Here is a 21,112-nt window from a genome sequence, read left to right on the forward strand (position 1 = left end):
GCTCTCCATGACCTATGCGGAGTACTTCCTGGAGGAGGTCGACGGCGACGAGCGATGGTTCGGGCTGCGGGCCTTCGGCACGGACAAGACGTGGAGTTTCCGGCCCATGGGGGGCCCGAAGGGGGAGGACTTCACGCTGGCCGCGGAGGCAGCGGAGGGTTACTCAGGACCGGTTCTGCTCGACAGTTCGGTCGGCGGCTGGGGTTACCGCCGTCCCGACGGGTCGCCGATGCTGACGATTGCCGGCTCCTCGCTCCGTCTGCAGGAGGGGTCCTTGATCGATCTGGAGGGTGAACTGGTCGGTCCAGGCTGCCGGTGGGACGCGCGTCACCCGGAGACTCCACTGATCTTTACCTCGTGGCCGTGCCGGGTCGAGGGAGTCATGAGGGGCAAGCGGGTCGAGGGTGTCGTCATGTTGGACACCATGCACATGGCGCCGGGCGTGTCGCTGCACGCCAGCGCCTACCTGAAGAAGCTGCAGATCGCTTGGTTCGGCTACATCAACGAGCTCGCCGACGGTACCTGGGAGTCCGGTACGGCGATCGTCGGTTACGGCGGGTTCGAGGCCCTCGCCGCCCAGCACGACGGTCGTCCCCTCGTGTCCACCGGAGACGTCGAGTTCTCCGTCGAGATCGAGGACCGCGAGCTGGCGTTCCCGGCCCGCGCGGAGCTGCGCGCCGGTGGCGAGACGTTCACCTGGACGGCGGACCCGAACGGGCGGTGGCCGGTGCTGCCCCATCTCTCGGAGGGCCATCGGTTGCGTCAGGGCACGGTCTCGCGGGCGAGCTGCGCGGTGCCAGTACGCCGGTCCTTCTCGTTCATGGAGGGCTACGTCACCCGCATGAATGGCGAGTCTGGGACGGCGTAGCGGTGCCGGTTAGCGGCAAACTCGTCCAACAGTGGTTCGAGGGCCCGCTGGCCCGGATCCGGCTCACCCGCGGTGCGTCGGCCAACACCATCGACCTCCGGTTCGGGCCGGAGTTGGCCGCGGCCGTGGAGGCATCCGCCGCGGGCGGGGCCCGGGCCGTGTTGCTGGACGCCGAGGGCGCCATCTTCTGCGGCGGCGGGGACATGAAGCATTTCGGGCCCTACGCGGTCGCCGGCGACGGCCTGGGTACCGAACTGCATCGGGTCGCCTCGGCGCTGCATGTAGCGGAGCTTGCGCTCTGGGACCTGGACGTTCCCGTTGTCGCGTGCGTGCAGGGCCCCGTCGCCGGTGCGGGCATCGGCCTGATGTGCTGCGCCGACCTGGTGGTGGCATCCACCTCGGCCCGCTTCGTCCTCGCGTACACAAAGATCGGCCTCAGCCCCGACGGTGGGTCGAGTTACTTCCTGCCCCGGATGATCGGCTTGCGCCGAGCCCTGGAACTGACCCTGACCAACCGGACGCTGTCGGCCGAGGAGGCGCTCGAGTGGGGCTTGGTCAGCTCCGTCGTGCCTGACGACGAGGCACGTCCGACAGCCACCCGGATCGCGGTCGCCCTGGCCGAGGGCGCTACCGGCGCCCTGGGCCGGTCCAAGCGCTTGCTGCGCGAGGCCGAACACCACGACCTGAGCACCCATCTGGGTCTTGAGGCGGATTCGCTGCGCGTGAGCGGAGATTCGTCCGAGGGCCTGTCCGGAGTCGTCGCGTTCGCGACCCGGGGCAAGCAGTCCGCTCGCCCCGGCAGTGGCGGGTGAGGCCCTACTGGACCGTGTCCCTCATCGCCCGGGCGCCCAGAACGCCCGCACTCGCTGCGCCTTCGGTGTAGATCCCGTCGACGGGAGTGGACTCCTCGCCGACGAACCACAGGCCTTCGATCGAGTCGCTGCGGCGGGGCAGCTTCGGGCCGGTGAGGAACGTGGTGACCAGCAGCGGGTGCTGCATCGAGCCGAAGTCGACGATCGAGTCGCGGAAACCGGGATAGATGTTCTCCGTCACGGCCTGCATCTCGGCGTGCAGGACCGGTTCACCACCGAGCGCCTCCACTTGCGATCGCGACCGGATGACTTCTGACCCGATCACTTGCTGACCGGGTCCGCTGCACCAGGGCGCGACCGAGCTGAGGTTCCAGTCGACCTGGGCCTGGGAGCCATCGGCGCGCACCGTGACGATGACCCGTCCCGGGTGGGCGTCGCTGAGGCCTTCGGTCACCGCATAGGTGGTGTACTCGCCGAGGTCCCCGAGCTTTCCCTCGAAGACGGACACGCGTTCCACCTCGGGTGGCACCGGATTGAGAAGGGAACCGATGCGGCGGGTTCCCGTCGCGAGGGCGACCATCGGCGCGCGCGCCTCAGTACCGTCCTGCATGACGACGCCCACGGCGGAACCGCCCTGCACGATGACCTCCGCGACGCGGCCACCGCGCCAGACTGTCCCACCGCGGTTCTCGATCTCCCTGGCCAACGGGATGAGCAATCCTTCGCGGGCATCCGGTTCAATCGTGCAGAGATGGGCCTCGCCACACAGGTAACCGCGCAGCGGACCGAACAATCCGAACACGGACAGGTGCTCCACTGCCTGCGCGATCTCCAGATACGTCAGCGCGGCACCCAGGGACAGCAGGACCCCGGTGGTGAGTTCGTCGGTGCCGATGCCGTGGAGCCATTCCACGAGTCCGACGTGGTGAAGTCCCGCCAACTCCTGTGGCGACATGGCCAGGCCCGCATGCAGCGCCTTCTGCAGGTTGCCCCGCGAATCGCCCAGCGGTACCGGGGAGAGCGTGGCGATCACGTCGGTGAGTGCGGCGGCCGACGGGCACATGGACAGGTCCTTCACCAGGCCGGAACCCTCGACCGTGAACGCCAGACCGGTGAAGTTGGAGTGCGCCTTCACCGGCACATCGAGCTGCCGGCACAGCGTGTACCAGTAGCCCCCGGAGCCGTGCAGATTCCGCGTCGGGTGATGGACCACCGCACGCGTGTCCTCCCCGATCATCAGGGACCGGAACAGATAGCCGACTTCCTTCGACTCGCTCACCAGCAGCGGCTTGGCGCCCAGCCGGACAAGCTCGGCCGCACAGCACACGCCGGCGGCGCCGCCCCCCACGACGATTGCGTCGAAGCTGGTTCCCGCTCCGTGAGTCTGCTGGCTCATCCGATGGCCCCTTCTCGCGTTTGATCAAGCAAACGGCGTCCTGCTGGTTGGTGGCATCGGTAGCCCCTACCAGTGGCCACGTAAGCCACTACGCACGCAGTTTCAGTAGTGCGTACGGCTGCTCCGCCGGTGGGCAAGCGCTGAACTGCTGTGATACGCACGGACGCCCGTGCCGAGTCCAGGAGTGTCGTCGATGGAGCACCAAGCCCGGGCACTGGTCAACGATGTCGGCGCGCAGTGGCAATGGGAGGACGCGTACGGGGTACCCCTTTCGATGCACTACGTCGTCGCCAACCTCACCTCGCAGGTGAGTGGTCGGCAGTGGGTCGCCATGCGCAGCACCACGGCTGACAGGGCGCGGAAGCTGACGGTGCTCGAGGCCGGGTCCGACGGCGATTTCGACCAGAAGGTGGACTGTGAGGCGTACGACGGACCGTTGACGCTGGAGCGCCGAGAGGGTGTGTGGGGTGACTGGCTACCGGACGGGTCGGCCCTGCTGCATTGCACGGAGTCGAGCTTCGGCTGGTCCGAGGAGGGAATCCTCGAGGTGAGCGGCACGCTCGTCGGGACACCGCCCCGCCTCTATGTGCCCAACCCCGAGGTCCCGTTTGCCTGGACCACTCGCTGGTTCGCGGTCACCGGCACCATCGACGGAGAGGCGGTGGCCGGCTCAGCGATCTTCGCGAGCGTGAACCTGCCCACCGGGCAGCCGCTTGTCCCCAGCCCTTACACCTCGGAGTACCAGATCGCCTGGTGCGATTTCTGCACCGAGTTCGAGGACGGAACAGCCGAGACCGGATTGCTGCTGTGGGGGAACAACGGGTTCGCCGCCGCGTGCGTTCAGCACAGCGACGGGTCAGTTCTGGCGACGGCCGAGGTGACAGCGAAGGCCGAGTTCGACCAGGGCGCTCCGGCGTTCCCTGCGGTGGTCACCTTCTCAGCGGCCGGTGAGGCCTTCGTCTGGGAGGCGCAGGAGAAGGGCGGCCGGTGGCCGCTGCGACCCGACGTCGCCGAGGACTATCGGCTGATCCAGGGCTCCGTTCGGCGTGAGGGCGAGCAGCGCGTCGTCCGTCGTGCCTTCGCCTACATCGAGGGTTACGAGGGACGGTTCTAGTGGGCCACGCACCGTACACACAGCGTTTTCAGGACGATGTCGCCTGCCAGCACGATGTCGTGGGAGGCAAGGCCGCCAACCTGGGTCGGCTGACTCAGGCAGGGTTCAATGTGCCGGGCGGCTTCACGGTGACCACCGCCGCCTATCGGGACTTCGTCCACGTGTCGGGCCTCGGCGACGTGGTGGCGGAACACCTGGCTGCGGTGGACCTCACTGACATGGCCAAGCTCGAGCAGGCGGCTGCGGACGTCCGGGCCCGCTTCCTGGAGGCGGCGGTCCCGCCTGCGCTCGTGGAGGCAATCGCCAAGGCCCTGGCCGACCTCGGGACTGACACGTATGTGGCCGTACGCTCCTCGGGGACCGCGGAGGATCTGGCGGAGGCCTCCTTCGCCGGCCAGCACGACACCTACCTGGATGTCCACGGTACCGAGCAGGTCCTCGACGCGGTGCGCCGGTGCTGGTCCTCGCTCTGGACCGCGCGCGCGATCGCCTACCGGAGCAAGAACAAGATCGACGAGACCCGGGTCGCCCTCGCTGTCGTCGTCCAGAACATGGTCCCCTCCCAGGTCTCCGGTGTGATGTTCACCGGCAACCCGCTCACCACGGCCACCGATGAGATCGTGGTCAACGCTTCCTGGGGCCTGGGCGAGGCCGTGGTCTCCGGTATCACTCAACCCGATGAGTTCGTCATCAAGCACCACGCCCTTGCCGTGCGGACTCGCATCCTGGGCGCGAAAGAGGTCCAGGTCGTGCGCCATCCCTCGGGTCAAGGCACTGTCGAGGCGGAGGTCCCGAACGCGGACCGCGCGCGGTTCTGCCTCTCCGACACGCAGTTGGCCGAGTTGGCCGCGCTCGGGCGCAGTGTCACCGAGTACTACGAGCGGATTCCGCAGGACATCGAGTGGGCGCTGGTCGACGGCAAGTTCTATCTGCTGCAGTCCCGCCCGATCACCGGCGTCGCCTTCAGCTGGGACGAGGATGTCGAGCCCTGGCAGCAGTACCCGCAGGACGACGTGATCTGGTCCTACGGCTGGACGGACGCCTACTGGACCGGCGGTGTCACCCCGTTGTTCTACGCCTTCCGGGGGAAGTCGTACCAGGGCGGCCTGCAGGAGGCCCACCGGATCTATGGGCTCAAGGGCGCCGAGCAGGCCCAGTGGTTCAAGTACCACAAGGGGACCTCCTACTACCAGGCCGACCTCGACAGCGTCATCGCCAAGGTACTGCCGCCGGCGTGCCGGGCTTTCGTGGTGCCGTTCGCCACGCCCGCCACCCAGGAGGCGACGGCCGCCGCGCCCTTCAGCTTCAGTGCCCTCGCCACGTTGCAGGCGCGCGGATTCCAGGACCCGCACTACAACGTGTTCCAGTTCCTCGATGTGCAGAGCAAGCTCATCTACGGTGGTTCCGACTTCGTGGACGGTCTGTCGGCGGACGCCCTGCGGACGCACTCGGACAGCGCACTGATCCGGCACACCGACCAGCAGGTCAAGTTCGAGCACGACTACTGCGTCGGCGCGATGCAGCTCCTTCAGCACGCTGCTCTGGTCTTCGGACTGCTGGGTTCTCTGCTCGAGAAGTACTACCGCGGGAAAAACCCGCAGATCTTCGCCGACCTCATGGCCGGGACTCCGAAGCAGACCGCGACGACGGTGGAGAACCTGTGGCTCTGGGACCTGGCCACGCAGCTCCGCAAGTCGCCGGCCCTCGTCGAACAGTTCCGTGCGCACGAGAACGAAGCCTTCTTCGAGGTACTCGAGGAGACTGAGGAGGGGCGGTCCTGGCTGAGCGAGTACCGGAAGTTCCTGACGGCCAACGCGCACCGCGGCCACGCCGACCGCGACATCATCTATGCGCGTCGGATCGAGGACCCCAGCATCGACTACAACGCGCTCAAGGCCTGCCTGTCGGCAGACGAGACCCACGACCCTCGAGTCGTCGAGGAGCAGACCAACCGGCGGCGCGAGGCCGCTACCGAGGACGCCCTGAACAGCTTGCGCAACGGGCCGCTCGGAGCGCTGAAGGTCGAAGCCTTCAAGGTCCTGCACGACTGGGTCCTCAAGTTGCTGATCTACCGTGACGACGAGCGCCACTTCATCGACCGCAACACGATGTCGATCAAGCGGGCGTATCTCGAGATGAACCGCCGGCTGACCGAGCGGGGTCTGGTCGAGACCGATCGGGACTTCTACTTCCTCGGCATCGAGGAGCTCTACGACCTCTTCCTGGGCCGCGCCAACCTGCCGCTGACCAAGGCCAAGATCACGGCCCGGATGAAGGATTTCGATGCGATCGCCTCCCATGCCGTCACGCCGCCGACCTTCATGCAGAACAACCAGCCGATCAGTTTCACCGAGGCCGAGACCGATGACGGTTCCGGCGTTTTCCGTGGCGTGGGTATGAGCGGCGGTCAGGTGACCGGGCGTGCCCGGGTCGTCAAGCAGCTCAAGGACATCGGCCAGGTGCAGCAGGGCGAGATCCTGGTCTGCCACGCGACCGACCCCGGCTGGACCCCGGTGTTCCTGGTCATCAGCTCGGTCGTGGTGCAGACCGGTGGCATGCTCTCGCACGCCGCGTGCCTGGCCCGCGAGTACGGCTTTCCAGCAGTCCAGCTCACTGGAGCGATGACCAAGATTCCGGACGGCGCGACGATCGTCGTCGACGGCGACGCGGGGACCGTCGCTTTTGTCGATATGGAGTGACAGGCAATCAGATTCGTACGCCTCGTCAGGCGGTCGGACAGCACACCGGAGGACTAGTCCCGAGCCACTTAGTGGGCACGTTAAGTAAACGATCGTTAGCCGAGAGTCGAGAAGAGACGCGAGATGAGCAAAGCCGAGTCGCCGGGTACCTGGCACGACTGCTCACCGATCTGGTGCCGCAGAATCGGATCCGCTCCTACGGCGTGAGGTTCGCCGCGATGACCCCGGTGCACACCGAGCCGATCTGCACGGCGACGGTCATCGCGATCGAGGAGGTCGGCGGCGAACGCCGGGCCTCTCTGGCGCTCGTGGCCTCTCTCGCCGACGGCACCACCACCCTGACCGGCGACGCTCTCGTCGCCCTGTAGACGTTGCGGAGTTCACTGATGGGTAAGTTGCACCGGCGCGTCGCCCTGATCACCGGCTCCGGCCGCGGCATCGGCCGGGAAATCGCGCTTAAGCTGGCTTCTGATGGGGCGTCAATCGTAGTGAACGACCTCGACGACGCACCGGCCAAGGAGACCGTGGCCGCGATCGAGGCGGCCGGCGGGCGGGCGGTGGCCTGCGGCGGGTCGGTCACCGCGGACGGGTTGGCCGAGCGGTTCGTGCAGACCGCGGTGGACGAGCTCGGCGGGATCGACATAATCGTCAACAACGCTGGCTACAGGACTCGGTCGTGCAGAAGATGACCGACGAGCAGTGGGACGCGATCCTCGACGCGCACCTCAAGGGCCCGTTCAAGTTCCTGCGTGCCGCCCAGCCGGTGATCGCTGCGGCCGCAAAAGCCGAAATCGCCGCGGGTGGTGCCCGCGGTCGCAAGGTGGTGAACATCTCCTCGCTCGCCGGGCTCGGTGGAACCCGGGACAGGCCAACTACGCCAATGCAAAGGCTGGCGTCACGGGTCTGACCCGGACGATGTCCAGGGAGTGGGGCCGTTACAACGTCGCCATGAACACGGTGGCCTTCGGGTTCATCAAGACCCGGCTAACCGAGGTGACGACCTAGCTCAAGACCATCGAGGTCGAGGGCAAGCAAATCGCCGTCGGGTTGAACCCGCAACTGATGTCCACGATGGAAATGATGATTCCGCTGGCGCGCCCAGGCACGCCGGAGGAAGCTCCCAGTGCGGTGTACCTGTTCTGCATCCCCGAGTCGGACTACGTCACTGGCGAGACGCTGACCTGCGGTGGCGGGATCCGGATCTAGCGATGGGCGATGCAACCAAGCTCGCCGACACAGCGACGATTGCCCGGGAGGAGATCTTCGGGCCGCTCCTCACTGTGATCGCCGCCGACGACGAACGGCACGACGTCGAGATCGCGAATGATTCGATTTCCGGCCTCAATGCCGCGGTGTTCACCGACGACCCGCGGCCCGCCGTGACCGTTCGTGCCGTCGTTCGTGACACGAAATGCTCAACGGGCTGATTACCCAATGGCGGGCGTTCCGATCACGCTCGCGGGGCGGATAGCTCGATCCCATCGGGGTTCTGCGCCGAATGATCCAATCCGCCCAGCAAGTGGTGGAGCTTGGCGGCCAGTTCACGCATCTCAGCGAGTTCGACGTCCCGCGGCTCTGGCGACGCAGCTGATGTGGCGGGCTGGCGCGACCGGAACGCATCCAAGGCTTCCAGCGCGGCTTGGTCAGCGCCGGGCAGCGCGTGGAGGTACTTTCCAGTGGTCACGATGCTGCCGTGTCCGAGCCGCTCTTTCACGACCTGGAGGTTGGCTCCGCCGGCCAGCAGCCACGAGGCGTGCGCATGGCGCAGTCCGTGGGGCGTGACCCGGAACCCGAGATCGGCGGCCGCGAGGGCGGGGTTCCACACGTGGGCGCGGAACCAGTTGTTGGGAATGTGACCATCCGTTAGAACAGCTCGCGGCCGCCGCGGGCTGTCCTTTCCGCCGGCTCGCCGCTCGGCACGATAGACGGCCACTGCGTCCTTGCAAGGGCGACAGCGACAGGGCGCGGCCTGGTACGCCGTCAGGGTGCCGTGCAGGTACCGCTTTCCCTTCTCGTTGGGCTCGGTCAGCCCCAACGTCTGCGGATCGGGAAGGAGCTCGGGTCGCCGGTGCCGGTTGGCTTCTGGAGCAGGGTGGGGGAACAGCAGGTCGTCACGGCCGAGTCCACGGCTGCGGATGTGTTGCTGGATCCGTCCAACGAGGCGTTTGGTCAGGCCGAGTTGTCGCCACTCCTTATCCTTCGGGTAGTCCTTGACGGCGAACCGAGTGCCTTCGGGCCGGTCCTTGGACTTCAGCTCCACCACCGCGCGCGAGATGGTCAGAACGCCGGTGGCCGGGTCGAGGTCCTTCGGCCGCAGCTCGGTCAGTTCGCCCCAACGCAGGCCGGACTCGATCGCCGTCTCCACCATGAGTTGCATCGTCTCGTCGTCCAGCGCCGCGTAGACCAGGTTGTACTGCTCGACGGTGATGATGCGCTTCGGTTTGCGCGCGACCGGCGGGGTCTTCACGCCGCGTCCGGCATGCAGCCACACCACCTGGTCGGTGAGCGCTGTGGTCAGGATGGCGTCGAGCACGACCTTGGCTTCGCGAACCGTCGGTGGACGCGCCGCGTAGTCGCGCTGCAGTTCACCGACCCACTCCCGCACGTGGAACGGCAGCAATTCGACCATCCGCAGGTGACCCAGCCCGGGGATGACGTACCGGTTGAGCAGGTAGCGGTAGTTCTCCCTGGTGGTGGCCTCGACCATATGGTTCGGGAGCCACTCCGTCTCGGCGTACTGGCGCAGCGTCAGCCGGCTTCGTTTAGGGTCGCTGGCCCGCCCCGACGAGAGGTCCCCCTCGGCCCTGTGCCATGCCTTGATCGCTTCCCGCTCGGTCCGGTAGGTGCCAGCCGACCGCTCGGCGCCTCGCAGGTCCCGATAGACAGCCATGTACTGGGGCTTGCCGTCGCGCCTCGCGCGCGTCTTCACCCACCCCAACGGACTGTCGCCCCCCAAGATCGTTTGTCCGCAAATTGTCCGCAAGAGCTGCGTGAACGACCACGAACGCCGATGGACGCCGCCGGACGGAAATTGCCCCTGACCTGCGATTATATGTGATTAGGCGGCAACGCTCCAGCCTGTTCTTGAATGCCAGAGCGGCCTTCGCAACGAGGGGGCCAGGGGTTCAAATCCCCTCAGCTCCACCCAACGCAGCAGGTCAGAGGCCTGATTCGGGAAACCGGATCAGGCCTCAAGATCATTTGGCAGCATTTTGGCAGCGGATCCGGCGGATCCGGCGTACCCCGGCGTACCCCGCTCGGGCGTACCCCGCTGACCGCAGCCGAGGCCGGCTGAATATCTGTTTCTGACTGAGAGTCAGATCACGTGGCGAGAGGATCTCGCCCGTCGGAGCGGGGGTGGAACGACTCCCCGACCACCAAGCGATCCGCTAGCATTGCTGTCATCGATGGTGTGTTCAGGGGGTCGAGTGGCGACGCTCACGATTCGCGGGCTGGCTGAAAACTTGCACGCGCGGCTACGGGTACGTGCCGCCCAGCACGGACGCTCGATGGAGGCCGAGGTCCGCGCGATCCTGGCCGAGCACCTGGGCGAGCCCCCGGTACCGGACTCGGGCCTGGGCAGTCGAATCCACGCCCGCTTCGCCGCCATCGGAGCCGAAGCACCGGCGCCGGCGAGGCCTCAGATGGATCCCCGCGCGGCCGTGTTCGACGCGTGATCATCCTCGACACCAACGTCCTGTCCGAGCTGACCCGGGCCCAACCCGCCGCTACGGTGCTGGCGTGGCTGGACGCGCTGCCCGCTTCCGAGGTGGCCACCACCGCGATCACGGCCGCGGAACTGAGGTACGGGGTAGCTCGCCTCTCCGAGGGGGCTCGCAAGAGTGCCCTGGCCGCCGCAGTGCAGGCGATCCTGGGCGAGGACCTCGCCGGCCGGGTCCATCCCTTCGACGCCCAAGCGGCGGTCCACTACGCCGAACTGGTCACCCACCGGGAACGCTCGGGGCGGCCGATCAACCTGCCCGACGCGCAGATCGCCGCCATCTGCCGCGCCCACCAAAGCGTCCTGGCCACTCGCAACATCAACGACTTCACGGACACCGGCATCGAACTCATCGACCCCTGGACCACCTGAAGCCGGTCGAGGTCACGCGGGAGAGATCGTCCACAGGACCGGCCAAGCCCGGGTCTGTCCATAGCGCGCCACGATCTCGCCCCCACAGGCCAGTCCGTCGGGCTCGTTTCACTCGCGGCGCCCGCAGGTCAGCCCCGCATTCAGATCGGATTACGATACGAAGCCCGATTGCGCAGCGTCCGACGGCGTCCGCGGCGCTGGTTTGTGCCTGACTGTCTGGAGAACGATGCCCGAGCCGACGCCGTCGCGTCCCACGCGGCCTGCGCCGCTGCAACGCCTGTTCCCGGTGCTGGATGCCGGCGGCGGGCTCTGCGCCGTCGTGACCCGGCGATCGCTGACCGACGGGGCTGCCCGGTCAGGTGCTCTCGGAGGTCCTGATCACCACGCCGCTGGTCGTCCACGCCGACGACACCCCTGAGGCTCACCTGACGGGTATGGGTTCCTCCTCCTGAGGAGCTTCTACGTCGCGGGTGCAGAACGCGCACACGGTCGCCATCTCGGGGATCTTCGAGATGCAGTGCGGGCAGTCCCTGGTCGGGGCGGGTGCGTCCGGGGTCGGCTCGAAGTGCTCCAGCATCCTGCCGACCGGAAGCACCACGAAGTAGTAGACGACGCCGGCGATGATCGCGAACGACTCGAGGTTGTTGATGAAGTCGCCGTACATGAACCGGGAGTTGTGGATCGTGAAGTAGAGCTGGCTGAAGTCGCGCTTACCTGCGATCGCCGCGATCAGTGGGTTGATCAGGTCGGTCGTGAGCGCTTTCACCAGCAGGCCGAATGCGCCGCCGACGACGACCGCAACGGCCAGATCGACAAGGTTGCCGCGAAGCAGGAACTTCTTGAACCCATCGAACGATGTCATTTTGCGAGCCCTCTCCACCACGGGGTGCTCGGTCTCCGCTGTATGTGCCATAGGGAGAAATGCTGCCGGCCACGGTTCGGGCGGCGACAGGGCGTCCGGGTTAAAAGGAACGGCCGGCCGCCGCGTGAACGGGACCAACCGTTGGAGTGTTGAAGATCAGACGAGGCGGACGTTCTCGGCCTGCGGGCCCTTGGCACCCTGGGTGATCTCGAACTCGACGCGCTGGTTGTCCTCGAGCGAGCGGTAGCCGGTCGCCTGGATCGCCGAGTAGTGAACAAAGACGTCGGCGCCGCCGTCGTCCTGGGCGATGAAACCGAAGCCCTTTTCGGCGTTGAACCACTTAACGGTGCCCTGGGTCATGCTGTTTGTGCTCCTTCTCGCTGCACTGTGGTCGGACCGCGGTCCAGCGGCCCAGGCCGGGAGTCGGACCCCGTCCGGGTGTAAAAAAACGTCCACGGAGTGAGTTATCCGCGGACGTTCGAGAACGATCGGGGAACTGCTGCTGCGACCTGCGCGGGACGTTAGCACAGGTCACGGCCTCGCTACCATCGTTGCGAGGCCGCGAAATCTTCGGTTCGCCCGCTTGAATGACACCGGTCATTGGGCGTTACCCCGTTCAGCCCAACAGCAACACGTGCAAACCCTGCCTCTCCCGTACCGTTCGACCATGATCGGCGTTCCATTCCACCGCAACTCCGCCCGCCGGGCGCCGGAGTCGGACCGGCGTCGGGCACTGCCCGGCGAAGGGGATCCCACTCGCCTCGACGCCGGCCGGTGGCGGGCCGCGCTCCCGGAGGATGCCTGGCCGGCGGACTTCCCGACCGACGGCGCGGTCTGGCGCCGGGACGTGTTCGCGGTGGCCGCCCGCTGGCGCATGCGCCGGGCTACTTCTCGGCAACTGCTCGCCGCGGTCCTGATGTGGTCCCAGGGCTCGGCCAAGCACGGCCGCCGGCAGGCGCTGCGGATCCTCGCCAACGACCCGACCGGGCATCGCCTGGACACTGCGCTGAGCCGGTTGCGGTCGACCGACCCCACGATCTCCGACATGCGTACGGCGTTCCTGCGGCTGCGCACCGACTGCCGACTGGAGCATCTGGAGTCCGACGCCGCTACCCAGCTGCTGTACTTCGCCGGCTACCGGCGGGGGGGACCGGGCGTCCAACCGCTCATGCTCGACGCCGGGATCGCGGGACGGCTCCCGGTGGATGCCGGCGTCACCAGCCAAGCCAACCGGGGTACCAGCCTGGAGTGGATCCGCTGGATCTGCTGGGCCGCCGCGCAGGCCGGCGAGGAGTGCGAGCCGGAACTGATCGAGATGGACCTGGCCACCGGGGGACTGCGTTACGGGGCGCCGGCCGAGGACGGCCTGGTCGGGCTGCCGCGGCAGGTCAACCGGCGGTGGATCCGCGCCGGCGGGTCCTGAGCAAGGCCGCGACGACCGCGCCGGAGGCCCGTTCGGCGGCGACAGGCGCCGCGGCCGCCCGGACCGGCACCAGGCACACGACCAGCAGCAGCACGCACGCCGCGAGGCTGTCCAGCCAGTAGTGGTTGGCGGTACCGGTCACCGCGATGGCCGTCATCACCGGGTGCAGCAGCCACAGCCAGCGCCACTTGCTGCTGGTCGCAGCGATCAGCCCGGCCGCGACGAGCATCGCCCAGCCCACGTGCAGGCTCGGCATCGCCGCGTACTGGTTGATCAACGTGCCGTGCTCGGGGTCGGCGCCGTAGACGTTCGGCCCGTACCGAGCGGCGGTGTCGACGAAACCGAGCCCGGACAGCATCCGGGGCGGGGCCAGCGGGAACGCCAGGTGGATCATCAGCGCCAGGCCGGTGGTCAGGATCATCGCCCGCCGTACCACGGGGTAGAACCCGGGGCGGCGCAGGTACATCCAGACCAGGAACGCGATCGTCGCCGGGAAGTGGACGACGGCGTAATAGGTGTTCGCCAACTGGATGACGCCGTGGCCGGACAGCAGCGCGCGTTGCTCGGCCAACTCGTTGGGCAGGTGCGCCCAGCGTTCGAAGTCCCAGACCCGGGTCGCGTTCTGGTAGGCGACGGTGACATCGCCCGGCCGCAGCAGGCGGCCGAACTTGTAGACGGCGAACAGGGCGCTCATCGCGAGGATCTCGCGGCCGAATCTCCCCAGTCGGAACGAGCGAGTGGCAGCCAGGGCCGGAGGCGCGGTGTCGGCCAAGGCGGCTACCTCCCCTTGGAAGTGCCGACGAGGATAACCGGTTTTGCCCGGATTTCGACCGTCTGGAAAAGCAAGAAAATCGTCCGCAGACGGTCAACCTCGCGGCGCCGCCCCGACTGGCTCCGCGGTGGCGCGGTAGGTTCCGCCCTCGCCGCGGACCCAACCCGGTGTCTGCGCGGCCGCGGGCTCGTCGCGGCGCAGCGCCTCCCGGTCGCGGCGCCACCACGTGGTCAGCGGGATCGTCTCGACCGTGCGGATCACCGCGGGTCGGTCGCGCAGCTCGATCTCGTGCAGGGTCGCATCGATCTCGCCGGCCATGAGTTGCCGTCCGGGACGCAGCTTGACCGCCGCGACCAGCAACTGCGGGCCGCCGTCCGGACCCGATGGGTACGCCGCGACCGATTCGACGGCGGCCAGGGTGCCCAGCGCCTCCTCGCATCGACTGGGCGCCGCTACCCCGTCCACCGTGTCGATCAGATCGCCGACGTGGTCGATCAGCCAGTGGTCGCCATCGGCGTCTCGGATGAACAGGTGCTCGGTGGAGACCCACCGGTCGCCGGGGGTGAACAACCCGCGGAGCAGGCAGTCGGTCGGCTGGTCGGCGGTGGGCCGGGCGACCAGCAGTCCGACCTCGCCGGGGGCGCACTCGACGGCGAAACCGTCCGGCCCGATTTTGATCTGACGGCCCGTCAGGTCGTAGCGCACCACCCGGACCGGGGCGCTGCCGGGCAACGGTCGGCCCTTCGCGCCGATCTTCTCCCCGCTGGTGTTGACCAGGACGACGCCGGTCGAGGCGGCGGCGAAGAATTCCAGCACCGCCACCGAACCGAAGCGGTCCCGGGCCCGTTGCCACAGCCAACCGGGCATGCCGGAACCCATGAACAGCCGTACCGGATGGTGGCGTTCGGAGATGCTCGGCTCAGCCTCGATCAACTCGGCCAGCAGGGTCCAGGTGTAGGAGACGACGGTGACGCCGTAGCGCCGGACCTCGGTCCAGAACGTGGCCGGGTCGCGGCCGGTTGCCATCGCCAGCCGGGCGCCGCCGGCCAGTGAACCGCCCACCCCGGTCAACAGGCCGGAGACATGGTGCAGCGGGGTGATGCTGTAGACGGTGTCGGTCGGGCGCAACCGTGCGGCTGACGCGGTGCCGAACGCCGACAGCGCCCAGCGGCCGTTGCTGACCCGGGTCATCCGGGTCGTCGGGCCCTGCCCGCCGAAGAACAGGAAGGCGGTCTCGGCCGCGGTTCCCGGGTCCGGGCGGTACCACTCCGGCACCGGATCGGGGGGCAGCCTTTCCAGGTCGACCGCCCCGGTCGGCAGCACCCGGTCGCCGGAGTCGCTGCCGACCACGAGGACCGGCAACCGCAGTCGGGCCGCGGCCGTGGCGTGCTCGGCGTCGGCGACGATCTTGGTGATCCCGGCCAGTGCCGCCTCCCGAGCGGTCGGCCCGTCGGGGCGCAGCATCGCCACCACCGCACCGATGCGGTTCAGTGCGGTCACCGCCGTCAGCGCGCTCGGCCGGGTGCGCATCAGCACGCCGATGTGCTCGCCCTGCCGGACATCGCTCGACAGCAGTGCCGCGACCATGGCATCGACCCGCGCGTCGGCGCCGGCGTAGGTGTGGCCGCGACCGTCGAAGACGAAGAACACGTCCGCCGGATTGCGCCGGGCCCGCAGCGCGAGGACCGAGCCCAGCGAGATCCGGGTCTGCGAGCGCAGCAACTCCAGCCGCGCCAGGTTCGGCAGCGAACGCACCGCGTCAACGCCGAGCCCGGACGCCGAACGGACCCCGTCGAGCACCGCCTCGGCGGCCGACCTTGCCGCGGAGACGGCAGCCGCGCCGGTCTCCAGACCGAGTCCGACCGGGCCGGGCAATGGGGCCGGTTCTTCCGCGACGTCCTCAAGGGGTACGACGCCCTCGGGCAGTCGGTCGCCGGTCCGGTTCACCCAGGCTGCCACGGTGGGCCAGGTTCGGGTCGAGGCCCCGCCGCCGACCACCAGCCCGAAGTGCCCGGTCGGCACGGCGTACTCGTAGATGTCCGCGGCCGGCGCGGCCCGGCCGATAGCCCGCACCGCGGCCGGGGGAGCGATCGTGTCCACCGTCCCGACGATCGCGAGCACCGGGCAGGTGATGTCGGCCAGGCCGGCCAGGACGTCACCCACCGCGATTCCGCCGGACAACATCCGGTTGTGCGCCACGAACTGCTTGACCAGTTCCGCGATCGCCGGCCCCGGATAGGCGACGTAGCCGGTGTTGTCGAGGAACTGTCGCTGTCGCTCCCGGGGCAGCAGGGCGTCGCGGTCGTGCAGTTGCCGCAGGAAGTCCAGGCGGGTACGGACCGCCTTGACCGGGTCGAGCAGCCGGAAGCCCAACCGGCTCGCCCAGGCCGGCAGGCTCACGTGGACCAGGAGTTTGTCGGCCGCCACGGTCATCGCGTCGACGACCATGTCCTCGGAGAACGGACCGAAGGCCCGGGTGGCACGGGAATCCACGGGCGACCCGAACGTGATCAGGCCGGCCAGGCCTTCCGAGCGTCGATAGGCGGCGACCTGGTAGGCGAACATCCCGCCCTGGGAGTACCCGGCCAGGAAGACGTCGGCCCCGGTGCGCTCGCGGACCAGATCGACCGCCTCGTTGACGGCCAGCACGTGGTCGGCGACGTTGCGCCCGAGCCCGCCCTCCTCACGTTCAGGTGCACCGAAGTCGACCACCCACGGGTCGACCCCGAGTTCGGCGAGGATTCCCACCCCGCTGGTGTCGCGGGAGACGTCATACACCTCCGCGGACATCATCAGCGGCGGTACCAGCAGCACCGGCGGGCCCGCTACCTCGCCGGGGAAGTAGCGCCGCAGGCGGAACATCTCGGTACGGGCGACGACGGCGAACGGGCTGGGCTGCTCGCCCGTGGCCAGTCCGCCGAACCGGGCGATCTCCACCGCGTTCGTCACCGTGTGGTGCAGCGCCCGGACGGAGCGGCGCACGGTCCGCGGGGTCAACGGCATGGGCATCAGCGACAACCTGCCCTCCCGTCAGATCCAGGTGCGGAACCACATTCGCGACAACCAGTCCTGCTGCGACAGCGTCCCGGCGGACAGCAGCGGATAGATGTAGAAGAAGTTCACCACGACCAGCACGACCAGCGCACCGGCGGCCGTCGCCCCGATCGCCCGGCGCCGCACCACGCGGGCGCTCGCGTCCTCGCCCGGCGCCGGCCCGATCAGCGAGCCCAACGCGAGTGTGAGGCCGAGGAACAGGAAGGGCGCGAACGCGATCGCGTAGAAGTAGAAGATCGGCCGGTCGCTGTAGCGGAACCAGGGCAACCAGCCCGCGGCGACCCCGGCCAGGACCGCGCCGGCCCGCCAGTCGCGGGCCCCGGCCCAGCGCCAGAGCACGAAAACGAGCGAGGCCGTGGCTGCCCACCACAGCACCGGGGTGCCGATCCCGAGGACCTCGCGGACGCAGGACGTCGCGTGGCAGTCCTCGTTGCCCTGCGAGAGGTCGGAGGAGTAGTAGGCCACCGGGCGGGCCAGGATGCTCCAGCCCCACGGGCTGGACTGGTACGGGTGGTGCTCCCGCAACGTGGTGTGGAAGTGCAGGATCTCCCAGTGGTAGTGCCACAAGGAGCGGAAGACCGCCGGGATGATCGGGTAGTCGGTGGACCGGCCGTCGGCCCAGTGCCGGGACCAGCCGTGGCTGGTCACGATCCAGCCGGTCCAACTGAACAGGTAGATCACCAGCGGCAGTAGCCCCAGGGACAGCGTGGCCCCGGGGACGTCGGCCCGCAGCGTGGTCCGGAACGGACGGCGCTCCCCGACGGCGCTGCGCGCCGACTTGTCCCACAGCAGCGCCATCAACCCGAACGCGAGCAGGAACGGCACCGCGCTCCACTTGGTGCCCAGCGCGATCCCGAAGCACACCCCGGCACCGATCCGCCACGGCCGTAGGCCCAACCGGGCCCCGGGTCGCGCCGGCCCGGACCCGAGCTTCTCCCGGACCCGGTCCCGGTCGACCAGCAGACACCCGAACGCCGCCAGCACCCAGAACGCGAGCAGCCCGTCCAGCAGGGCCGTGCGGCTCATGGCGACGGCCAGGCCGTCGAGTGCCATGAACAGCCCGGCCAGGCAGCCGAGCAGAACCGACCGGGTGAACCGGATGCCGATGCGGGCCACCAGGAAAACCGTGAGCGTGCCGATCACGGCGACGGCCAACCGCCAGCCGAACGGGTTCAGCCCGCCGATCTTCTCCCCGATCGCGATCAGCCACTTGCCGTCCGGCGGGTGGACCACGAACGTCGGCGCGTTGGTGATGATGTGTGTGTCGCCGGCCAACATCTTGGTGTCGGCATCGGCCACGTAGGCCTGCTCGGCGCCGTGGTGCAGCAGCGACCACGAGTCCTTGACGTAGTAGGTCTCGTCGAAGACCACCGCGTGCGGGCGGCCGAGTCGGTAGAACCGCACGATGGCGCCGACCAGCGTGACCAGCAGCGGACCGATCCAGGTCATCCGCCCGGTGGGCATCGGGGGGAGGCTCAGCCCCAAGGGGCGGGTGCGCGCGATCCGGGTGGGGACACCGGTGGTTTCGCGCGTGAGCTGGATGACCATCGGGCGCCACTCTACGGAGCCCCGGCGCCCGGGCGGTGGACCCGCCTCCCGCCCCGTGTCGCCCACCCTTTCCCCCGACTTCTGCTGCCTGTCCCACGTATCAGGGGCTCCGGATACGTGGGACAGGCAGCAGAAGTGCGGATTTGGGGGCTGGGCGAGGATGGGGGCCGTGACTGACTCGGCGGCGCTCGGGGTGCTGGTGCTCGCGGGCACCCCGATCGGCGACCCGGCCGACGCGACCCCGCGGCTGCGGGCCGAGTTGGCCCAGGCCGACGTCGTGGCGGCCGAGGACACCCGGCGGCTGCGGCGGCTGTGCGCCGCGCTGGACGTGCGGCCGACCGCGCGGGTGGTGTCGTACTTCGAGGGCAACGAGGTCGGGCGCACCGCGACGTTGTTGGACCACCTGCTCGGCGGGGCCCGGGTGCTGCTGGTCACCGACGCCGGGATGCCGGCCGTGGCCGACCCGGGGTTCCGGCTGGTCGCCGCCGCGGTCACGGCGGGGATCCGGGTGACCGTGGTGCCGGGGCCGTCGGCGGCGCTGGCCGCGCTGGCGGTGTCCGGGCTGCCGACCGACCGGTTCTGCTTCGAGGGCTTCCTGCCCCGGCAGGCCGGGCCGCGCCGGGCCCGGCTGAGCGAGTTGGCCGCCGAGCCGCGGACGCTGTTGTTCTTCGAGGCCCCACACCGGTTGGCGGCCAGCCTGGCCGCGATGGCCGCGGTGTTCGGGGCGCACCGGCCGGCGGCCGTCTGCCGCGAGCTGACCAAGACCTACGAGGAGATCCGCCGCGGGGCGCTGCGCGACCTGGCCGAGTGGGCGGCCGACGGCGTGCGCGGCGAGGTCACCGTCGTGGTCGGCGGCGCCCCGGAGACCGTCGAGGTGCTCGAGCCGGGGGAGTACGCGGCGCGGGTGGCTGCCCGGGAGGCGGCCGGCGAGCCACGGAAGACGGCGATCGCCGCGGTCGCCGAGGCCGCTGGGGTGCCCAAGCGAATCGTGTTCGACGCGGTGGTCGCCGCCAAGCAGGCCTGAGCCGGCGCCGGACGGGTAGTCCCGATCCGCGCACTGACCCGGACCTAAGGCGGAGGTCGTGGAAACGGCGACCCTCGCCACCCCAGTGGACGCCCCCGCGCCCGCCCGTACGGCGGCGGCTGCGCCCGCGCCGGCCGGCGGCTCGCGCCTGGGCTGGCTCGACGTGCTGCGCGGGCTGGCGGCGCTGGCCGTGGTCTACCACCACGCGGGCTTCTACGTGCTGACCGGCGCCCACCGGAACAGCGACCGCTGGCTGGCCGCCGGCGTGTTCGGAACCACTTTGTTCTTCCTGATCAGCGGCTACATCATCCCCGCCTCGTTGGAGCGCAAGGGCAGCCTGCGCGGGTTCTGGATCAGCCGCGTGTTCCGGCTGTACCCGCTGTGGATCGTCGCCATCGGCGCCGTCGCACTGCTGGACCGCACCGACCACTACGCGGTCACGGCCGACGACGCCTACCTGCACCAGCACCCCGGCTCGGTCCTGCTGTCGCACGCCACGATGCTGCAGGACCTGCTGAACGTGCCCGCCCCGATCGGGGCCATGTGGTCGCTGTCCTACGAGATGGTCTTCTACTGCCTGATCAGCGGCCTGTTCGTGCTGCGGACGCACCGGGCCAGCCCGCGGATCGCGCTGCTGATCGTCGCGGCCGGCGCCGTGCTGGTGCCGACGCTGCCCTACGCGACGCTGTCCCGACACCTCGGGACGCTGCCCGTCGCCGGGGTCGCGGCGGCGGTGTTCGGGGCGGGGTTGCTGGCCGCGACCAGTGGGGTGCGGCCGGTCGCCACGGTCGGGGCGCTGAGCCTGGCCGGGTTGGCCGTCGTGCTGCTCTACGGGAATCGCGGATATCCGTGGGACGGCCTGCTGATCCCGGCGTACATGTTCGTCGGGACGACGATCTACCGAGCCCAGACCGGTCAACTGCGCGCCCGGACCGCCGCCGCGGTGGCTCTGGTGGTCCTGGGGGTGGTCGCCGTCTCCGACGCGCTCCACGCCGGTCGGTTGCACACCGACGCCGACGGAAGACTGGTGGAACAGCGCCACTGGATCGGCGCGGTGCTGGCCGCCGCGGCGTGCTTCGGCGTCGGGTTGCTGCTGCGGCACCGCCCGATGCCGGGGCTGCTGCGGCGGCTGGGCGAGATCAGCTATTCGGTCTACCTGCTGCACCTGGTGCTGCTGTCGCTGCTGACCCGCCAGTTGACGCGCTTCGGGGTCGACGCCGGTCGGGACGGCACGCCGATGTGGCAGCAGGTAGCGGCACTGGTGGGGGTGGTGATCGTCGTCTGCCTGTGCGCCGAGGCCACCTTCCGGCTGGTGGAGCGGCCCGCGCAGCGGGTCGGACATCGGCTCGCCGGATGGGCGCAGCGCCGCTTCGGGTCGGACGCCGGGCTGTTCGATCCGCCCGAACGCGGCTCGCGCGGACGGCGGCGGCGTGCGGTGCACTCCTAG

20 protein-coding genes and 1 pseudogene are annotated in these 21,112 nt (G+C 69.2%); 14 read left to right on the forward strand and 7 right to left on the reverse strand.

Going from position 1 to position 21,112, the window contains the following annotated elements:
• Together VHU88_04490 and VHU88_04495 are read left to right on the forward strand one after the other, a co-directional pair.
• A partial coding sequence (locus tag VHU88_04490) for a hypothetical protein (GenBank protein ID HEX3610924.1) occupies positions 1 to 868 on the forward strand: 868 nt, incomplete at its 5' end.
• Between the two features lie 2 nt (positions 869 to 870).
• Complete coding sequence (locus tag VHU88_04495; GenBank protein ID HEX3610925.1) at positions 871 to 1,680, forward strand: enoyl-CoA hydratase-related protein; 810 nt, start codon at positions 871 to 873, stop codon at positions 1,678 to 1,680.
• A gap of 4 nt (positions 1,681 to 1,684) precedes the next feature.
• Here VHU88_04495 and VHU88_04500 read toward each other — a convergent pair whose 3' ends face one another.
• Entirely contained in the window at positions 1,685 to 3,076 is a 1,392-nt protein-coding gene (locus VHU88_04500; GenBank protein HEX3610926.1) for an NAD(P)-binding protein, read from the reverse strand.
• Between the two features lie 193 nt (positions 3,077 to 3,269).
• Here VHU88_04500 and VHU88_04505 point away from each other — a divergent pair, with 193 nt between their 5' ends.
• From VHU88_04505 to VHU88_04535, 7 genes and pseudogenes are all read left to right on the forward strand, one after another.
• Positions 3,270 to 4,190 carry a hypothetical protein gene (locus VHU88_04505; GenBank protein HEX3610927.1) on the forward strand — a complete coding sequence of 307 codons (921 nt, stop codon included), beginning with the start codon at positions 3,270 to 3,272 and terminating at the stop codon, positions 4,188 to 4,190.
• A 59-nt stretch (positions 4,191 to 4,249) separates the two neighbouring features.
• Complete coding sequence (locus VHU88_04510; GenBank protein ID HEX3610928.1) at positions 4,250 to 6,889, forward strand: PEP/pyruvate-binding domain-containing protein; 2,640 nt, start codon at positions 4,250 to 4,252, stop codon at positions 6,887 to 6,889.
• Positions 6,890 to 7,107: 218 nt separating this feature from the next.
• Positions 7,108 to 7,257 carry a hypothetical protein gene (locus VHU88_04515; GenBank protein HEX3610929.1) on the forward strand — a complete coding sequence of 50 codons (150 nt, stop codon included), beginning with the start codon at positions 7,108 to 7,110 and terminating at the stop codon, positions 7,255 to 7,257.
• Between the two features lie 18 nt (positions 7,258 to 7,275).
• Complete coding sequence (locus VHU88_04520) at positions 7,276 to 7,578, forward strand: SDR family NAD(P)-dependent oxidoreductase (protein ID HEX3610930.1); 303 nt, start codon at positions 7,276 to 7,278, stop codon at positions 7,576 to 7,578.
• Positions 7,575 to 7,796, forward strand: coding sequence for a hypothetical protein (locus tag VHU88_04525; GenBank protein ID HEX3610931.1), 222 nt, complete (start codon positions 7,575 to 7,577; stop codon positions 7,794 to 7,796). The genes VHU88_04520 and VHU88_04525 overlap by 4 nt, the downstream gene beginning before the upstream one ends.
• A pseudogene (locus VHU88_04530) lies at positions 7,793 to 8,095 on the forward strand (SDR family oxidoreductase). The gene VHU88_04525 and the pseudogene VHU88_04530 overlap by 4 nt, the downstream one beginning before the upstream one ends.
• A gap of 2 nt (positions 8,096 to 8,097) precedes the next feature.
• Positions 8,098 to 8,316, forward strand: coding sequence for an aldehyde dehydrogenase family protein (locus VHU88_04535; GenBank protein ID HEX3610932.1), 219 nt, complete (start codon positions 8,098 to 8,100; stop codon positions 8,314 to 8,316).
• A 23-nt stretch (positions 8,317 to 8,339) separates the two neighbouring features.
• Here the strand turns inward: VHU88_04535 and VHU88_04540 are convergent, their stop codons facing one another.
• Complete coding sequence (locus VHU88_04540; GenBank protein HEX3610933.1) at positions 8,340 to 9,779, reverse strand: tyrosine-type recombinase/integrase; 1,440 nt, start codon at positions 9,777 to 9,779, stop codon at positions 8,340 to 8,342.
• A 619-nt stretch (positions 9,780 to 10,398) separates the two neighbouring features.
• Here VHU88_04540 and VHU88_04545 point away from each other — a divergent pair.
• Positions 10,399 to 10,566, forward strand: coding sequence for a hypothetical protein (locus VHU88_04545; GenBank protein ID HEX3610934.1), 168 nt, complete (start codon positions 10,399 to 10,401; stop codon positions 10,564 to 10,566).
• Positions 10,563 to 10,982, forward strand: a complete 420-nt coding sequence (locus tag VHU88_04550) for a type II toxin-antitoxin system VapC family toxin (GenBank protein HEX3610935.1) — start codon at positions 10,563 to 10,565, stop codon at positions 10,980 to 10,982. The genes VHU88_04545 and VHU88_04550 overlap by 4 nt, the downstream gene beginning before the upstream one ends.
• Positions 10,983 to 11,403: 421 nt before the next feature.
• On the opposite strand, the gene mscL is transcribed toward VHU88_04550, so the two are convergent.
• A complete protein-coding gene (gene mscL, locus VHU88_04555) occupies positions 11,404 to 11,844 on the reverse strand; it encodes a large conductance mechanosensitive channel protein MscL (protein HEX3610936.1) in 441 nt (146 codons plus the stop codon).
• A gap of 156 nt (positions 11,845 to 12,000) precedes the next feature.
• Complete coding sequence (locus tag VHU88_04560) at positions 12,001 to 12,204, reverse strand: cold-shock protein (protein ID HEX3610937.1); 204 nt, start codon at positions 12,202 to 12,204, stop codon at positions 12,001 to 12,003.
• Between the two features lie 307 nt (positions 12,205 to 12,511).
• On the opposite strand from VHU88_04560, the gene VHU88_04565 reads away from it, so the two are divergent.
• The gene (locus VHU88_04565) at positions 12,512 to 13,267 is read left to right on the forward strand and encodes a hypothetical protein (protein HEX3610938.1); all 756 of its coding nucleotides are present in this window, start codon (positions 12,512 to 12,514) and stop codon (positions 13,265 to 13,267) included.
• Here the strand turns inward: VHU88_04565 and VHU88_04570 are convergent.
• The 3 genes from VHU88_04570 to VHU88_04580 form a co-directional block, all read right to left on the reverse strand.
• Positions 13,233 to 14,039, reverse strand: coding sequence for a phosphatase PAP2 family protein (locus VHU88_04570; protein HEX3610939.1), 807 nt, complete (start codon positions 14,037 to 14,039; stop codon positions 13,233 to 13,235). The two genes, VHU88_04565 and VHU88_04570, sit on opposite strands and share 35 nt — an antisense overlap.
• A 93-nt stretch (positions 14,040 to 14,132) precedes the next feature.
• Positions 14,133 to 17,048: an AMP-binding protein gene (locus VHU88_04575; GenBank protein ID HEX3610940.1), complete on the reverse strand. Its 2,916-nt coding sequence runs from the start codon at positions 17,046 to 17,048 to the stop codon at positions 14,133 to 14,135.
• A 21-nt stretch (positions 17,049 to 17,069) separates the two neighbouring features.
• Positions 17,070 to 18,557 (reverse strand): phospholipid carrier-dependent glycosyltransferase, encoded by a 1,488-nt coding sequence (locus VHU88_04580; protein ID HEX3610941.1) that lies wholly within the window; start codon positions 18,555 to 18,557, stop codon positions 17,070 to 17,072.
• 253 nt (positions 18,558 to 18,810) lie between these two features.
• Here VHU88_04580 and rsmI point away from each other — a divergent pair, with 253 nt between their 5' ends.
• The gene (gene rsmI, locus VHU88_04585; protein ID HEX3610942.1) at positions 18,811 to 19,665 is read left to right on the forward strand and encodes a 16S rRNA (cytidine(1402)-2'-O)-methyltransferase; all 855 of its coding nucleotides are present in this window, start codon (positions 18,811 to 18,813) and stop codon (positions 19,663 to 19,665) included.
• A gap of 58 nt (positions 19,666 to 19,723) precedes the next feature.
• The gene (locus VHU88_04590) at positions 19,724 to 21,112 is read left to right on the forward strand and encodes an acyltransferase (GenBank protein HEX3610943.1); all 1,389 of its coding nucleotides are present in this window, start codon (positions 19,724 to 19,726) and stop codon (positions 21,110 to 21,112) included.

The sequence above is a fragment of the Sporichthyaceae bacterium genome, from assembly GCA_036269075.1.
Taxonomy (GTDB): domain Bacteria; phylum Actinomycetota; class Actinomycetes; order Sporichthyales; family Sporichthyaceae; genus DASQPJ01.

Excerpts from the sequence above, each read along its gene's own strand:
- VHU88_04565 (HEX3610938.1), top strand. The coding sequence starts at position 12,512 with ATGATCGGCGTTCCATTCCACCGCAACTCCGCCCGCCGGGCGCCGGAG.
- VHU88_04520 (HEX3610930.1), top strand. The coding sequence starts at position 7,276 with ATGGGTAAGTTGCACCGGCGCGTCGCCCTGATCACCGGCTCCGGCCGC.
- VHU88_04575 (HEX3610940.1), bottom strand. The coding sequence starts at position 17,048 with ATGCCCATGCCGTTGACCCCGCGGACCGTGCGCCGCTCCGTCCGGGCG.
- VHU88_04515 (HEX3610929.1), top strand. The coding sequence starts at position 7,108 with ATGACCCCGGTGCACACCGAGCCGATCTGCACGGCGACGGTCATCGCG.
- VHU88_04525 (HEX3610931.1), top strand. The coding sequence starts at position 7,575 with ATGACCGACGAGCAGTGGGACGCGATCCTCGACGCGCACCTCAAGGGC.
- VHU88_04505 (HEX3610927.1), top strand. The coding sequence starts at position 3,270 with ATGGAGCACCAAGCCCGGGCACTGGTCAACGATGTCGGCGCGCAGTGG.
- mscL (HEX3610936.1), bottom strand. The coding sequence starts at position 11,844 with ATGACATCGTTCGATGGGTTCAAGAAGTTCCTGCTTCGCGGCAACCTT.
- VHU88_04580 (HEX3610941.1), bottom strand. The coding sequence starts at position 18,557 with ATGCCCACCGGGCGGATGACCTGGATCGGTCCGCTGCTGGTCACGCTG.
- VHU88_04500 (HEX3610926.1), bottom strand. The coding sequence starts at position 3,076 with ATGAGCCAGCAGACTCACGGAGCGGGAACCAGCTTCGACGCAATCGTC.
- VHU88_04535 (HEX3610932.1), top strand. The coding sequence starts at position 8,098 with ATGGGCGATGCAACCAAGCTCGCCGACACAGCGACGATTGCCCGGGAG.
- VHU88_04545 (HEX3610934.1), top strand. The coding sequence starts at position 10,399 with ATGGAGGCCGAGGTCCGCGCGATCCTGGCCGAGCACCTGGGCGAGCCC.
- VHU88_04560 (HEX3610937.1), bottom strand. The coding sequence starts at position 12,204 with ATGACCCAGGGCACCGTTAAGTGGTTCAACGCCGAAAAGGGCTTCGGT.
- VHU88_04540 (HEX3610933.1), bottom strand. The coding sequence starts at position 9,779 with ATGGCTGTCTATCGGGACCTGCGAGGCGCCGAGCGGTCGGCTGGCACC.